This window comes from Helicobacter sp. MIT 99-5507 (assembly GCF_003364295.1).
Lineage (GTDB): Bacteria > Campylobacterota > Campylobacteria > Campylobacterales > Helicobacteraceae > NHYM01.
This window is the reverse complement of record NZ_NXLO01000001.1, coordinates 138431-152502: the sequence shown is the minus strand read 5'-3', so window position 1 is coordinate 152502 and position 14072 is coordinate 138431. Positions and strand designations below refer to the sequence as shown.

16 protein-coding genes and 1 pseudogene are annotated in these 14072 nt (G+C 31.2%); 6 read left to right on the top strand and 11 right to left on the bottom strand.

Annotated features, from left to right (window positions below; translation table 11 throughout):
- Nucleotides 1–42: 42 nt before the first annotated feature.
- From CQA42_RS00800 to CQA42_RS00775, 6 genes are all read right to left on the bottom strand, one after another.
- Nucleotides 43–813, bottom strand: a complete 771-nt coding sequence (locus CQA42_RS00800) for a restriction endonuclease subunit S (protein WP_181881437.1) — start codon at nucleotides 811–813, stop codon at nucleotides 43–45.
- Nucleotides 803–1162 carry a hypothetical protein gene (locus CQA42_RS00795; protein ID WP_115582798.1) on the bottom strand — a complete coding sequence of 120 codons (360 nt, stop codon included), beginning with the start codon at nucleotides 1160–1162 and terminating at the stop codon, nucleotides 803–805. The genes CQA42_RS00800 and CQA42_RS00795 overlap by 11 nt, the downstream gene beginning before the upstream one ends.
- Nucleotides 1163–1172: 10 nt before the next feature.
- Nucleotides 1173–1427 (bottom strand): hypothetical protein, encoded by a 255-nt coding sequence (locus tag CQA42_RS00790; protein ID WP_115582797.1) that lies wholly within the window; start codon nucleotides 1425–1427, stop codon nucleotides 1173–1175.
- A 113-nt stretch (nucleotides 1428–1540) separates the two neighbouring features.
- Entirely contained in the window at nucleotides 1541–2632 is a 1092-nt protein-coding gene (locus tag CQA42_RS00785; RefSeq protein WP_115582796.1) for an ATP-binding protein, read from the bottom strand.
- A gap of 140 nt (nucleotides 2633–2772) precedes the next feature.
- Complete coding sequence (locus CQA42_RS00780) at nucleotides 2773–3495, bottom strand: DUF3037 domain-containing protein (RefSeq protein ID WP_115582795.1); 723 nt, start codon at nucleotides 3493–3495, stop codon at nucleotides 2773–2775.
- Nucleotides 3488–4291, bottom strand: coding sequence for a HipA family kinase (locus CQA42_RS00775; RefSeq protein ID WP_147289242.1), 804 nt, complete (start codon nucleotides 4289–4291; stop codon nucleotides 3488–3490). The genes CQA42_RS00780 and CQA42_RS00775 overlap by 8 nt, the downstream gene beginning before the upstream one ends.
- 320 nt (nucleotides 4292–4611) lie before the next feature.
- Here CQA42_RS00775 and CQA42_RS00770 point away from each other — a divergent pair, with 320 nt between their 5' ends.
- Entirely contained in the window at nucleotides 4612–6888 is a 2277-nt protein-coding gene (locus CQA42_RS00770) for an McrB family protein (protein ID WP_115582793.1), read from the top strand.
- Nucleotides 6885–8276 (top strand): McrC family protein, encoded by a 1392-nt coding sequence (locus tag CQA42_RS00765; protein ID WP_147289241.1) that lies wholly within the window; start codon nucleotides 6885–6887, stop codon nucleotides 8274–8276. Before CQA42_RS00770 ends, CQA42_RS00765 begins: the two co-directional genes overlap by 4 nt.
- Nucleotides 8277–8293: 17 nt before the next feature.
- Here CQA42_RS00765 and CQA42_RS00760 read toward each other — a convergent pair whose 3' ends face one another.
- Nucleotides 8294–8572 carry a hypothetical protein gene (locus CQA42_RS00760; protein ID WP_147289240.1) on the bottom strand — a complete coding sequence of 93 codons (279 nt, stop codon included), beginning with the start codon at nucleotides 8570–8572 and terminating at the stop codon, nucleotides 8294–8296.
- Nucleotides 8573–9130: 558 nt separating this feature from the next.
- On the opposite strand from CQA42_RS00760, the gene CQA42_RS08200 reads away from it, so the two are divergent.
- The gene (locus CQA42_RS08200) at nucleotides 9131–9304 is read left to right on the top strand and encodes a hypothetical protein (RefSeq protein WP_181881436.1); all 174 of its coding nucleotides are present in this window, start codon (nucleotides 9131–9133) and stop codon (nucleotides 9302–9304) included.
- 208 nt (nucleotides 9305–9512) lie between these two features.
- Nucleotides 9513–10091, top strand: a complete 579-nt coding sequence (locus CQA42_RS00755) for a YceI family protein (protein ID WP_115582790.1) — start codon at nucleotides 9513–9515, stop codon at nucleotides 10089–10091.
- A 116-nt stretch (nucleotides 10092–10207) separates the two neighbouring features.
- On the opposite strand, the gene CQA42_RS00750 is transcribed toward CQA42_RS00755, so the two are convergent.
- The gene (locus CQA42_RS00750; protein ID WP_115582789.1) at nucleotides 10208–10804 is read right to left on the bottom strand and encodes a Crp/Fnr family transcriptional regulator; all 597 of its coding nucleotides are present in this window, start codon (nucleotides 10802–10804) and stop codon (nucleotides 10208–10210) included.
- An 80-nt stretch (nucleotides 10805–10884) separates the two neighbouring features.
- On the opposite strand from CQA42_RS00750, the gene CQA42_RS00745 reads away from it, so the two are divergent.
- Nucleotides 10885–11280: a group III truncated hemoglobin gene (locus tag CQA42_RS00745; RefSeq protein WP_115582788.1), complete on the top strand. Its 396-nt coding sequence runs from the start codon at nucleotides 10885–10887 to the stop codon at nucleotides 11278–11280.
- Nucleotides 11281–11360: 80 nt separating this feature from the next.
- On the opposite strand, the gene CQA42_RS08195 is transcribed toward CQA42_RS00745, so the two are convergent.
- From CQA42_RS08195 to CQA42_RS00735, 3 genes are all read right to left on the bottom strand, one after another.
- Nucleotides 11361–11504, bottom strand: a complete 144-nt coding sequence (locus CQA42_RS08195) for a hypothetical protein (RefSeq protein WP_181881435.1) — start codon at nucleotides 11502–11504, stop codon at nucleotides 11361–11363.
- A 187-nt stretch (nucleotides 11505–11691) separates the two neighbouring features.
- Complete coding sequence (locus tag CQA42_RS00740) at nucleotides 11692–12441, bottom strand: ATP-binding protein (protein ID WP_115582787.1); 750 nt, start codon at nucleotides 12439–12441, stop codon at nucleotides 11692–11694.
- 146 nt (nucleotides 12442–12587) lie between these two features.
- Complete coding sequence (locus CQA42_RS00735) at nucleotides 12588–13214, bottom strand: helix-turn-helix domain-containing protein (RefSeq protein WP_408941427.1); 627 nt, start codon at nucleotides 13212–13214, stop codon at nucleotides 12588–12590.
- 220 nt (nucleotides 13215–13434) lie between these two features.
- Here CQA42_RS00735 and CQA42_RS00730 point away from each other — a divergent pair.
- A pseudogene (locus CQA42_RS00730) lies at nucleotides 13435–13974 on the top strand (DEAD/DEAH box helicase family protein).
- The last annotated feature ends 98 nt before the right edge of the window (nucleotides 13975–14072 follow it).

Here is a 14072-nt window from a genome sequence, read left to right as displayed (position 1 = left end):
TTCGTGGTGTGAAAAATCGGAAAAAGCAGGAGCAGTAGTGCCTCATGCCCGATTTTTTGCTAGAAGTGGAGAGTGTGCAGGCTCTCCCTTTGTGCAAAAGAAAGGGAGCATTTCTTTTGTTAAAGGGAGCGGGGAGGGATTAGATTTTCTTTGTGAAAAAGAAAGCATGGAAATAGGTGTAGTGATTTGAGATTCTGTGAGTTTGCCGCTAAAGGCGGAGTGGAGCAAGGAGGATTTAAGACGCGGAATGTTGGTTTGAACCGCCTTAAGATGACGCACTGCCTCATCAATGTGTGCAAAGGCATTTTCTAGCTTTTCCACTATGGCTTTTTGCACCTCAAGCGGCGGAAGGGGGATTTGAATTTGCTTAATGCGGTCTTTGCTTACTCCACCTATTAAACCCGACATATTAAGCCTAAATTTTTGCATAAAATAATCACTTTGCAAATAATAATAAATAAATCTAGGTTCATCTTGCAAAGTTTCAAAACAACAAAGTTTATTTACAAAACAGACTTTTTGATTTGTAAAACCTATCTTGCGTCCTGCACTTCCACCCTCTATACACAATAAAGAAGAATTAACTTTTGCTGTTTTAAAATCTTTTACTTTTTCAAAAGGAATTTTTACCCCATTATTGTAATTGATTACATTGTCAAAACCTATATCTTTTGTTGCGATATAATTTAGCCCTTCCTTTAAATTTGTAAATTCTTTTTCTTTTTTTGCTTGATTTATGCTATTACCTGTGTAAATCTCACACACTTCCCCAAGCGTTTTAACTTCCCAACCTTGCGGGAGATTATTCATCATTATTTTCTCCATTTTGTGGATTGGATGTTTGTAACATTTCAAATAAAATTTTATTTCTCAATTTTGCAATATTCAATAAATCTTGAGAGGCAAGCAAAGTTAAATACATAGAGATAGGATTTTGTTGATTTTCTGGATAAAAGTTTATATTACCCTCAAAACTGCTTGTGGTATATGGAATTTTTTTAAAATCAGGGCTGCCATAATCTTTATACTCATTTTCTATATCTTTATTGTTTGCAATGATATAACCAAAAAATTTACATTCTGACATATCAATATCAATGCCACCTTTAGTTTGTCCTTTGCCATATATAGACTCTGCATATTTTTTAATTTGATTTATCATATCTCCTACATTATGGGCTTTTTTGGGTTTTTTTAAGCTCTATTAACACAATATGGCTTGGTTGGCTTTCATTGTCTATAAAGGGATTAATATAAAACGCTACATCTACTTCACTTTTACCCCTTTTTGCGTTATATCCTTCAGTAAAATATGAAAACTTATCATCTAAAAGCCACAGATTATGATTTGCTATCACTAAATTTTCACATTTTTTATCTGTTAAGAGTTGATGAAAATCATCTTCGCTAAAGTTAGAATCCCCCATCATCTTTTCTAAAAGTTTTAAAATTCTCTCTCTATGCTTTACATAGAGATATAATGCCGATTTTTGTAGTCTATCATCTAATTGACTATCTTCTTTAAGCCAAAAATCTTTCTCTAAATTGCTTTTTTTTCTATGGCTTCCTTAATAAAATCTTCTTTTGTAATAATTTTATGTCCATTAATTGAACTAGGTTTTTGCATAAAGTCAGCCAAAAATGGAAGTTCTTGCTTTGTAATACTTAAATTTTGTATGGATTGGTTTTGTTGATTTTCAAAATAATCTTTAAATTTTTCATCTAATATTTTAGTTATTTCCTTTTTGATTTCATTCTTAATATCCTCAATTTCAACGCTCAAACCATCGTGTGTAATTCTGTCGTCTAATAAAGGAGAGGATATGTATATTGTTTGTTTTAGATTTTTTATTTCCCTATCATATTCAAGACTCTTATCTACCAATAGTTTGTGTGCTACTAATTTTATATTTAATTTTTCATTGCCTTTTACGCTTAATAAAAATACATTATATTCCTTTCGTTGAATGATAATTTTATAATTTTCTTTTTTTACTTTATTTAGAGGTATAGTTTCTACCTTTTCATCTATGGCGATAGAAAAATTTAAATTATCTAAGTCGCAAAATAAAAATGCAAAATTATCTAAAATCCATTCTTGTAGCTTTGTCATATCCTTTTTGTATTTATCTATAAATGTTTTTAAAAGATTTTCTTTTATTATTAATGTTAAACTTGTTCCATTTTCCTCATTTGATTCCTGTGGTGTTTTTTCAAGTTCATCAAATAAATTAAGTTCTGATGGATAGTTAAATGAAAAATTTTTATTGTCATTAATAGTATCAAAAAATGCTTTTTCACTAAAATATAGATATACAAGCCTCCCTAAACCTTTGCTGGGAAGATTGTTTTCTGTTTTTAATTTATTTTGTTTTGCAATATTAAAAAATATTTGTTTGTCCTCAAGTGAAAAGCCTATGCCATTGTCTTTAATGATTATGGTATTATTTTTTGAATCAATTTTTATTTCTATCTTAGGTATATATTGGATATTTTTTCTTCTTGTTTTTTCAATAATACAAGCGTGAATCGCATTTGAAATAGCCTCTCTTAAAATTAATGAGACACCATTTTTTTTATTTTTATATGTTCTTTCTGCTAACCCTTTAATATCTGCATAAGAATTTTGCATAATTACTCCTTTGATTTTTATTTTTTACCTTACTAAGCTCAAGCTTAACCTTTCTTATCCTCCGCTAACTCTTGCAACCTCTCTACCAAAACCACCACTTGTGTATAAGGAGTTTGCCTTTGTGCTTCATTTTACTTTTATTATGCAGTTTGTGAAATACTCTCAAAATATTTTTCACTCTCTTCATTATTAAGATATGAAACATAAGCAATATGATTAGGATTCAAAAAATCCTCTTTACACGATTGAATTTCTTTTTCATCAGCAGAGACGATACCTAAAAGGTTAATATTCATTTTTGTATAATTTTTGTCCTTTAAACTAAAATACATAATATCTTGAATATCTTTTTTATCATTTACGCTACCAAACCTACCATAATACTTTTTTTGTGTCTTTTTATTGATAAGAGAAAAAGAATAATCATTGTGAGATTCTAATAAAAGCTTTGTTTGAAATTTCTTTTCAAATATGATTTTTGTCCTCTCATTCGCTTCTTTGTATCGTTCTTTCATATCTTTAATGTGAAACTTATAACCGATATAATCCTCATATAAAATATTTGCTACCTCATTTATGCCTTGTTCGCTTACTATGGAATCTATCTCGCTGAAGCGTAAATGATTATCATACCAAGATTGTGCTTTTGTTTCTTGTCTTATGTTTTCTAAGAAAAAAGGCAAGGCTTTTTTATCAATGGAGGGGAATTTAAAAAGGTGCTTAATATGCTCTTGGCTTTTATCAATATAGATTTGTTTTTTATTGCCTTGCTCGTCCCATAGCCAAATACCTACATTAAAAAACTCATCACTTCTTATATGTGGAAAGTATTTTATCACCCTATAAGTGTAGATTTTACGCATTAAAAATCCTTTTTGATTGCTCTCTTTTGGCAATGATTTGGGCTAAATATTCTTGCTCCTGTGATTGTGCCTCAAATAAATGCGTGATTTTACAAATATTTTGGATAATATTGTCTAGTTTAACTTTATCAATCTTTGAACGCCAATGTTTAATATTTTTTCTCTCTATTTCGTTAAAAAGATAATCTCTAAAGCAACATTTATCAAAATAAATTTCATTTGCACCAAACAATCCCGTTTTTGATACTAACTCCTCAAAGAGATAGAGCGAATCTAATGCTAAACCAAAATCAATCAACCAATGCTTTTCGTTAGAATCTTTCAAGATATTAGGATTTTCTGCACTTCTATCTGTATTCATCAATCTTGCGTCATAATTAATAGTTAAGCGTTTAAATTCTTGTGTGAAGTTTATTTGGGTGAAAGGCTTACTTGCATTAAGTATAAACTCTACACCTAGATTCAAGCCCTTTGAAACCTTAAGGTTTTCATAGGCTTGTTTTTCTCTCTCGTCTTGACTATTTGCGAATTTCTGTGCTAGGCTAAGTGTCTCGTCATTGACTTCAAGGAGGCAAAACTTTGGAATATAAGAGGCATTTAAAGCATTTAGGTAAAGATAAGAAAAAATTTCAGCAAAAAGCTCTTTTGATGAGGTAAAAGGTTTATCATTTGAATCAAAAGTTTTGATTCTTGTCTTTAAAATATAATCTTTTCCATCATTTGCAACAATATGCAGGGGACAAGTCATTCCATAGCCCATTACTCTTTGTATTCTGTTGATTAGTTTTCTTTCCACCGCTCTACCGCCTCAATAAACTAGAATAATACCTTTTGTTTACTCACATTTTCTTAACCCAATCAATACAGGCAAAATTTACTTCCCCCTACCCCACCAATGCCAAGCTTAGTTCCTCTACAAGATTTGGCAAAGAATCCTTTAAAGATTATAGAATTTGTATTTGTTAGTTTCTAGTGCAATCTTAGCCAAGAGTTGCTTATAAGTGCTTTTATTTAAGCCTTGTAATTGAGGATTGTAAGTATTTTACTGGCTTATAGTAGAATTTGTTTTTTGATAAAATATGCACTAGAAATTTTAAGATAAAGAGGGGCTGTTTTATGACAAATGATGAAAAAATTTTTAAGGAATTTCAAGAGCGTTGGAGTTTGGAAAAAGTCAGAAATATGACTTTAGAGGAATATACAGGACTAGGTGGAGCAAATAGAGATGATTTTACTTATTGGATAGAACATAAACTGAAACATCTTGGTAGTATTAAGGGAGTAGCTGGCGGTTTAGGCAATTTGAAATTTGGTATTTGTCATTGTAATGGGAAAGAATACAAAGTAAAGGCTGAACATCTCTATTCGCAAGATAAACAATATGCTTGGTTAAAAGATTTTTATGACAAAAATAATAATCCAGAAGAAGCATTCAAAATTATCAAGTCAAAAATAGTTGAAGTTATCCAATACAGCAAAAATAATCAACTTGATAAGATAGAAAATATAACTTTAGAGCATTCATTTAAATGGAAAATTGCCTTTCATTACCAAGAAATTGAGAATATGAAAATGGTTTGCATATTTAGCGAAAATGTTTTACAAAAAATCGCAAAGGGAGAAAAATTAGGGGAAAATCTAAGCACAGCACAAATTTATGAAAAACTTTTGGGAGACAAAACTCCTTATACCCTTGAAACAATGATACAAGAAAAATCTATACCTCTTTGGCAAAAATATCGTAAAAATTCACAAGAAATAAAGGAGAATCAAATACAAAATAATTCAAATACTCAAGTTCAAAATACAATTCCTTTCAATCAAATCCTCTATGGACCTCCAGGAACAGGTAAGACTTATGAAACCATCAATAAGGCTTTGGAGATTTTAGGGTTTAGTAAGGATAAGGATACTTTAGATTATGACAAAATCAAAAGTGAATGTGAAAGGCTAATCCTAGATATTACTAAAACATCAAAAAATAACCAAGAAACAAACCGTCAATACGCTAAGGCTTTGTTTGAATACTTTAAAGAAAGCGGGCAAATCGCCTTTATCACCTTTCACCAAAGCTTCTCTTATGAGGAGTTTGTAGAAGGGATAAAGCCAAATACTGATAATCCGCAAAATATGACTTATGAAGTGCGAAATGGAATCTTTAAAGAAATTTGCCAAAGGGCATTAATAAATTATCAAGAACATGAAGAATCTAGCAATGAATCTGAAAATAAACAAGTTAATACTCAAGAATTATTCCAAACTTATGCTTTCTCTCTAAAACAGGTTTTAGATGAGGGGAAAGAACTTGATTTTTATAAAAAAATGAAAATTTACTCCATTAATCTTAAGGAAAATGGGGAGATAAAATCCATAAGTATTGGGACAAGCGTAGAATCAAATTCTATGCAAAGCTTGACTAAAGAAATTATTTTAAGAGATTATCCAAAATTTAAAAGTGGAGATATAAAAAGTTATAAAGATATTAAACCGGCTTACGAATCACAATCACAATGGCACGGCAATGCTATTTATTATTTTGAACTCTATAAAAAGCTTCAAGAATTTGAGAATACAGAGTATAAAAAGCAGGATTCTAAGCCTGTGGAAAAAGTCCCACTTAAGCCCTATATCCTCATTATTGACGAGATTAATCGCGGGAATATTAGCAAGATTTTAGGGGAGCTTATCACGCTTATTGAACCAAGCAAAAGAATTGGAAATGATGAGGAGCTAAGGGTAACCCTACCTTATAGCCAAGAGATATTTGGTGTGCCTAGCAATCTCTACATTATCGGCACAATGAATACAGCAGATAGAAGCATTGCTTTACTTGATACTGCGTTGCGTAGGAGATTTGAATTTAGCGAGATGATGCCAGATTGTGAAGTGCTCAAAAGTATTTGGTTAGTGAGAGATACAGAGGGCAAAAGAGATGAAAATAACAATTTAGAACGTGCTTTCCACATTGAAAAATATAAAGTGGAAGAATCTGAAATCCTATCTAATATTCTAGAAACCCTTAATCATCGCATAGAATTTTTGCTTGATAGGGAGCATACCATAGGACACGCATTTTTCTTTGAAGGAGCAAAATTTTTTAAAAATAATGAAAATGTTTGGTATGAATTAAGTTTGAATGACTTAAAAACAATTTTTGCCAAAAAAATAATCCCTCTTTTGCAAGAATATTTCTATGAGGATTATGCTAAGATTGACGCGGTGCTTAATGGTAATGGAATGGTAGAATCTAAGAGTATGCAAGATTTGGGAATAAATTTAAGTGATGAGTTTGTAGATAGTGAGAAAAAAATCTATAGAATCGCGCCATTAGATAATGAGATTTGGAACAATCCTCAAACTTATATCAAGATATACGAAACCAATCAACAATGAATCATAAAACCTTATGTATCGCTGAATGGCAAAGCTTTGGGGTAGAGGAGATTCAACAAGTTTTAGGGCAAAAAGATAATCAAATAAATGAAAAACTAGAAAATCAAGCCCGAAAAATCTTTGAGGAATTGGTAGAATTTGCGCACACAGAGGGTAATCATATTTACCTAAAATTTGCAGGTAAAAAGCTAAAGGCACAAAATTATGTCGGGCTTATCCAAACTAAAAGCGGCTTTTACCTAGAGATTTTGCCAAAAACTTTTCGCACAGCTAAAGAAAGTGAGGGTTTTGTATCCAAGGATATAGATAATAAACAAAACTCTATAAAATCCGCCAAAACACTTTTACTCAAAATGCTTCAATCTCTTAAAGATTCTCCTTTTAAACAAAGTCATTTTGCACACTTAAAGTTAGCCAAAATGCCTTTACTTGAAATTTTTATTTTAATGTTTTTGGAGGAATTAGAAAAATTAGTAAAAAAGGGGTTAAAAAGTGATTATATCGTGCGTGAGCAAAATCGCAAATTTTTAAAAGGCAAACTGCTTTTTAACGAAAATCTAAAGCTTAATTTCGCCCACAAAGAGAAATTCTTTACAAGCAGTGATGAGTTTAGTGCTAATATCGCCCCAAATCGTATTATTAAAAGCACCTTAGTGTTTTTAAGCACACAGAATCTAAGTGCAAAAACAAGCACGAAGCTCACCCAAGCACGATTTATCTTTGCGGACATTAGTCCTAGCCAACACATCGCAAAAGACTTCAGCCAATGCCGCAAATCAAGGTATTTAAAAGGTTATTATCCTCTACTACAATGGTGTGAAATATTTCTAAGGTGCAAGACTTTTACCTCTTATCAAGGCAATTCTCAAGCCTTTGCCTTACTCTTTGATATGAATAAACTTTTTGAATCTTTTGTCGCAAGTGAGATGAAAAAATGGCTATGCGGTATGAAGTTAAGTTATGAAAACGAAGCATTTATGGAACAAATTTTTGAGGAAAACAAAAAAGATTCTTACCTTAAAACCCAAGAAAAGAGCAAATATCTTGTAGTAGAGGGTGATAAAAAAAGATTTTTACTTAACCCCGATATTGTCGGCTACCAAAAACAGCAAATCCAAGCAAAACAGCCCCTTTTTATCGCTGATACCAAATGGAAGATTTTAAGCCAAGAAAAACAAAATTATGGTATTTCTCAAAGTGATATGTATCAAATCTTTGCGTATTTAGCCAAATACCAATGCAAGAGAGGCTTTTTGATCTATCCAAAGATAAAAGATTGTAAGGATACATTAGAAAATTTAGAGCTAATTTTTAAGCCAGAAATTTTTAACAAAGACAACCAAGAAGCCAATAAAGTTAAACTTACACTCTGTTTTTTTAATGTGTAGTTTGTTATAATCAACCCTTATCCATTTAAGAGGTAGTTATGACGCAAAAATATTTTATTCTCCTTAAAGGAAAAGATAAAACCAAAGAGATCAAATCCTGCTCTTTTGATGCAATCCTTATTTCTTGTGCTAATTTTATTTTGAATACTTTGCAAACTTAAACCATCAACTAATTTATCTTCATCTAAAAAAGTAATTTTATTGTCAAAAGATTTAGAAAGTGCAGGGTTGAAATTTTGATGATTTGTGATAATGATAATACGCTTGGGATTTATAAAGCGAATAATATATTCCAAAGTAAGTGGCAAATTTACCCCATCAAGCGTCTTTAGTGGCATTAAAAGTTCAAAATTTTTTACCTTAGAAAAAAGCGTAGATTCTAGGGACTTTTGAGGTTTTAAGAAGGTGTTTATGGGGATTTTGAGCTGTGTAATCCGCTTGATCCTTATGGAGAGTGTGATAAGCAAAAGAGTTTAAGTATTTATGATTGTGAAAGCTTAGATGCAAAAAATACTATTTGCACGCTAGGTATTGTTTCAAAACAAGCTTATAGCCCGCTTGAGCCATTTAATATGAATACACTTTATAATTTTGCGATGAGTTATGCCTTTGAGTAAAAAGGGCTTAAAGAAAATATCAAGCAAAGCCAACTAGAATGGCTTAAATCACGCAATCTTGAATGCAATACAAAAGATAATATTGAGGATTTTACAGAATGTATTCTTGATACTACAATAAGACGCACTATAGAGCTTAAAGATATTATCAAAGAGCAAACTTATACGCTAAATGTTGTTTTTAAAAATCCAACTGGTGAAGTTAGAATCTATGAAGAGCCAAGCACTAAATCAGATGTGATTACGACATTTTTATTTGCCAATCTTGAATTTTATGGTGCATTTTTAGCCGAAGAAAAATCTCACAATGGCTTTAAAAAGATTATCTTGCTTGACTTAGAAGGAAATACTAGTGGAGTTATAGTGGGTTTTGTGCGTGAGCTAGATATCGCAAAGATAGAGTTAAGGTAAAGTAAATTAAATAAGTTTTACAAAAAACTGCATTACACTTAAGTTTATTTTGTAAAATGGTATTTAAAAATCCTTGCTTTATTTGTCTTTCTTACACATAATTTTTTTTAATTATTAATCAATAAAAATTATTGACTTGTTTTTTTTCTTTGAGATAGAATCATTCATATCTTCAAGCGAAGATTGTATTTCAACAAAAAGGATAGGTATGAAAAAAACTTTTTTAGTATCGCTATGTGCTTTATTTTTTGGTGTCTTAGCTTTAAATGCAGCTAGTTTAGACGCTAAGAAAGCAAAGATAAGCTTTGGAGCTTTTAAAACTATTGATAAAGCATTAGTTAAGGGAAGTTTTGATGATATCAAACTTCAATTTGGTAAAGATAACTCAAGTATAAAAGGAGTTTTAGAAGGTGCAACAGCTGTAATTGATACAGCAAAGATTAACCTTGGCGATGATGTCAAAAATGAAAATTTGACTAATTTTTTCTTTGCATATTTTAAGAAAGATAAAGATGCAAAATCTCTTATCAAAGTTAAATTTGAAAATGTTATTGAAGGTAAAGATAAGGGAACTATACTTGCAAATATTACAATGAATGGAGTAGATAGAAGAGTTCCTTTACAATACAATATTAAAGATGGCAAACTTTCAGCTATTGGCACTATAGATTTGCTTGATTTTTCTTTGGACAATGCTTATAAAAAGCTTATTGAGGGTTGTGAAGAACTTCATGAGGGAGTAACTTGGACTCAAGTAGAGCTCTATTTTGAAGCACCTATTAAATAATTTAAAAGCAGAGTTTAGCTCTGCTTTTTATCCATTTTTAAACTAAATTTATTTTTTTTAATAATAAACTTTTTAAATCTTCTAATTTTTAAAAGAATATCTCTACCAAACCTAAATCACCAAAGTTCATTTTGTAAAGCTTGCTTATTTTCAAGTTTAATTTTACCTTTTTGTGTGCTGATGAGCTGCTTAACTTTAAATTCTTTAATAATCCTAGATAAAGATTCAGCCCTTGCATTTAAAAATATAGCAATTTGTCGTTGAGAAAGTTGATCTAAATTTGACTCATTTTCAAGTATAAAAAAAATAAAACGTTTTCTAAGCTCCATAGAGCCTCTTAAAAGCTCTTTTTCAAGTATCATAATCTTTGCAAACAAAGAATTAATCATCATAAGTGCAATTTTTCCATCTTTTAAACAAGATTGCTCAAAAGTATCAAAATCAAGCTCTAAAAGCTCGCAATCTTGCTCACAAACTGCATTTGCTGGATAAGAAGCTTTTTTAAAAGCTGGCATTTCAGCAATAAAATCAAAAGCTTTAAAATAATGCAAATTTAACTCTTTATTTATAGAAATACTTTTATAAACACGCACTACACCCTTTAAAAGCAAGAAAAATTTTTGGGCATTTTCTCCTTCAAAAAAGATGATACTACCTTTTTCATAAAGCCTTTTTGTGCCGATTTTTTCTAAGTATTTTATACATTCTTTCATAATATTAACCGATATCATTTTTTTAAATATTGAAATTATCTATAGTTTTGCATTATTTTTTTCAACGACAAGGATAACAAATGAATTGTAACAAAAAAAGCACCAAAATAGATAAAGAAAGCATAGATAAACTGATGAATGTCTTTTATGAAAAGATTAGAAAAGATGAGAACTTAGGGCCAATTTTTAATTCAAAAGTTGGCACAAGTGAAGAAGCTTGGGATGCTCACAAAGCTAAAATAGGTAATTTTTGGCAAGGAATGCTACTTGGTGAGGGAGATTATAAAGGACATCCTATGAAAGCTCATCTTGAACTACCACCTTTTCCACGTGAATTTTTTGATATCTGGCTAGAGCTTTTTGAAAAAAGCTTAAATGATATATTTACTCCTGAAAATGTAAATATTATTTTACAAAGAGCACAAATGATAGCAATAAATTTCCAAAATGTGCTATATTCTGAACAAAGATTCTAGCAAGACTTATTTTTACTTTTTTAAGAGCTTTATAAAAAGCTCTTAATTTAAAAATAATTCTTCATTAGATTTAAAATGTTTTAACTCAAACTCTTCTTCATATCAATAACTATCCTAAAATCAGCCTCTCCTCGCGCTACTTTTTGATAAGATTCATCAAGTTTATCAGCTGTGACAAGCTCAATTTTTGGATAAATTTTATTTTTCACAGAATAATCAAGCATTTCTTGCGTTTCTTTGATCCCGCCAATAAGTGAGCTATAAATTTTGCGTCTAAAGTTCCAAATAAAGCCATTTGCATTAAAGCTAGGATTATCTTTTTTGCAGGTAGTCCCACTATCGCCATTTCTCCATGTAGCTTTAACATAGCCTGATAAGCATTTATATCATAATGATAAGGTATAGTTGAGATTATAAAATCAAACTCATTCGGTAAATTACACCTTGTAGATTCTCACCCCATGAGCTTACTAAGATATCTCCATTCTCAAGCACAGCCACGCCATCGTATGCTCCTTTTGTATCTATCAAGGTTTCAATGTTTTTATTTGCTAGATTTAGCCTTATAACCTTACCTCCGCTAACTCCATCTGGGTGATAGCTTGCTATAATAAGAGCATTATTTTTTGTATCAATTGCTAATCCATTTCCTCCGCCAAACTGACTTAGATCAAGTCTGTAAAACTCATTCACAGAATTATCTCCAAGATTGATTCTATGAATTATCCCTGTGCCTGTATCGCTTACTAGCAAGGTATTTGCATCTAAAACAGCAATATCATTTAAAAAGACAGCCCCATTGATATTTATCTTTAAAAGCTCTTTTTTGTTTCTTACATCAAAGGCATAAAGTGTGTCAATATCCACTACAAAAAGCCTATTATCAAGCCTTGCCATACCTTTTGGGGCATTGAGTTTTGAAGCAAAACTCTTATCTACAACTTTAGCATTTTTATCAAGTTTGCTGATAAAACCATCACCATCTTTTCCCAAAGGATCGGCTTTTGTGCCTATGTTGCTTACATATATAAAATCCTCATCTACAAATACACTTTCTGGACTTGCAAAACCTTCTAAATCCACATTTTTAAGCTCGCTTGCAAATATCCCATGAGTTAAACTCGCCGCTAAAACAGCACTGATAAAAAACTTTATTTTCATTTTTTCTCCTTTATGATTTAAAATTACAAGGCAAAGTATATGAAAAGTGAAAAATCTTTTGTGCAAGTTTTTTGGAGAAAAATATAAGTTTTTTGATCTTGTTAGAAAATATTTTATATATGAAAGATTCTATGTTTTTGAGCTATTTAGGCTTTTTGCAAAGCCTTTTGATACTGCTTTTGAGTTTGATTAAATTGCTCTTTAAAGCGAGCTATAAACCAAGCTGGTGAGCTAAAACCACAATCTGTGCAAATTTCATTTACATTTTTATCAGCATATTGAAGTAAGAATTTTGCTTTTAAAAGGCGTTTTTCATCAAGCCATTTTTTAGGCGAGATTTTAAAATACTGCTTAAACTCACGCGAAAAGCTAGCATTATCAAGCCCTGCAAACTCAGCCATATCAGCCACACTTAAAAACTCACTCTCACAATAAGCAAAAAGCTGATCAAGCCTTAAACGACTTGTATTAAAGATAGTTTTTAAAAAGCTTAAAAATAAAGAATTTTTACTTAGAGCAAGGTGCAAAAATAGCTCTTCAAATTTAAGCTCTATCAAGGGATCAAGATGAGCTGAGTTGGGTTGAAAATAAGGAGCAAAGGCTGATACTATCTGGCTTAAGTTTTCATCTTTTAAAGGTGTATTTTGTATTAAATGCACTGAAGCTACTCTTTGCATTTGAGTAAAAAATAAGTCTTTATACTTAAAGCCAAGCTTTACTAAAAGAGTGTTGTTAAAAAAGAATAAATATGCTTCATATTTTTTATCACTTATGAAAATGTGAAATTCCTTGATAAAACGGCTATGCGCAAAGTAAAATCATTAAAAAAATCGCTGCTTATCATCAATACTATGCTGTAAATAAAGCCATTTTAAGCGTGCAAAAGGCGATGAGTGTGGATTGCCACGCTGATAAATCAGCTCGCAATGACAATGCAACAAGCAAAAAGGAGGCGTAGTTTGGCACACACAAGGTAGTGGAAAAAGCCTTTCTATGGTGTTTTTTACAGCTAAGGCTTTAGATAGGCTAAGCAATCCAACCTTGTAATTTTAACCGATAGAAACGACTTAGATAATCAGCTTTTTACCACCTTTAGCCACTCAAGCGAGCTTTTAAGAACCACTCCAAAAACACATAGATTCTACCCAAGAGCTTAAAAGTGTGCTAAAGGGCATAAAAGGTGGGATTATCTTTTCAACTATGCAAAAATTTAAAGATGAGAATGAACGCTTTGAGACTTTAAGCAATAGAGAGGATATTATCGTTATCGCTGATGAGGCTCACCGCACGCAGTATGGTTTTGAGGCGAGATTAAGGGGCGAAAAAATCAGCTATGGCTACGCGCAAAATGTGCGTGATGCCCTGCCAAATGCCACTTATATAGGCTTTAGCGGAACTCCTATAGAAAAAGATGATGCCAATACGCGTAGTGTTTTTGGGGATTATATCGATATTTATGATATGAAGCAGGCTGTGGAGGACGGGGCTACTGTGCCGCTGTATTATGAAAGTAGGCTTGCAAGAGATTCATAGTTATCAAAAAGAATTTTTAGATAAAAAAGGCGTGTCATATAAAGTGCAAGATAAAGAGTTTGTAAGTAATGAGGAGTTAAAAAAATTATAGATAAATT

Bases quoted from the DNA above. Each gene is read 5' to 3' on its own strand.
- CQA42_RS00800 (WP_181881437.1), bottom strand. From the start codon at position 813: ATGATGAATAATCTCCCGCAAGGTTGGGAAGTTAAAACGCTTGGGGAA.
- CQA42_RS00795 (WP_115582798.1), bottom strand. From the start codon at position 1,162: ATGATAAATCAAATTAAAAAATATGCAGAGTCTATATATGGCAAAGGA.
- CQA42_RS00790 (WP_115582797.1), bottom strand. From the start codon at position 1,427: ATGGGGGATTCTAACTTTAGCGAAGATGATTTTCATCAACTCTTAACA.
- CQA42_RS00785 (WP_115582796.1), bottom strand. From the start codon at position 2,632: ATGCAAAATTCTTATGCAGATATTAAAGGGTTAGCAGAAAGAACATAT.
- CQA42_RS00780 (WP_115582795.1), bottom strand. From the start codon at position 3,495: ATGCGTAAAATCTACACTTATAGGGTGATAAAATACTTTCCACATATA.
- CQA42_RS00770 (WP_115582793.1), top strand. From the start codon at position 4,612: ATGACAAATGATGAAAAAATTTTTAAGGAATTTCAAGAGCGTTGGAGT.
- CQA42_RS00765 (WP_147289241.1), top strand. From the start codon at position 6,885: ATGAATCATAAAACCTTATGTATCGCTGAATGGCAAAGCTTTGGGGTA.
- CQA42_RS00755 (WP_115582790.1), top strand. From the start codon at position 9,513: ATGAAAAAAACTTTTTTAGTATCGCTATGTGCTTTATTTTTTGGTGTC.
- CQA42_RS00750 (WP_115582789.1), bottom strand. From the start codon at position 10,804: ATGAAAGAATGTATAAAATACTTAGAAAAAATCGGCACAAAAAGGCTT.
- CQA42_RS00745 (WP_115582788.1), top strand. From the start codon at position 10,885: ATGAATTGTAACAAAAAAAGCACCAAAATAGATAAAGAAAGCATAGAT.
- CQA42_RS08195 (WP_181881435.1), bottom strand. From the start codon at position 11,504: ATGCTTGATTATTCTGTGAAAAATAAAATTTATCCAAAAATTGAGCTT.
- CQA42_RS00740 (WP_115582787.1), bottom strand. From the start codon at position 12,441: ATGAAAATAAAGTTTTTTATCAGTGCTGTTTTAGCGGCGAGTTTAACT.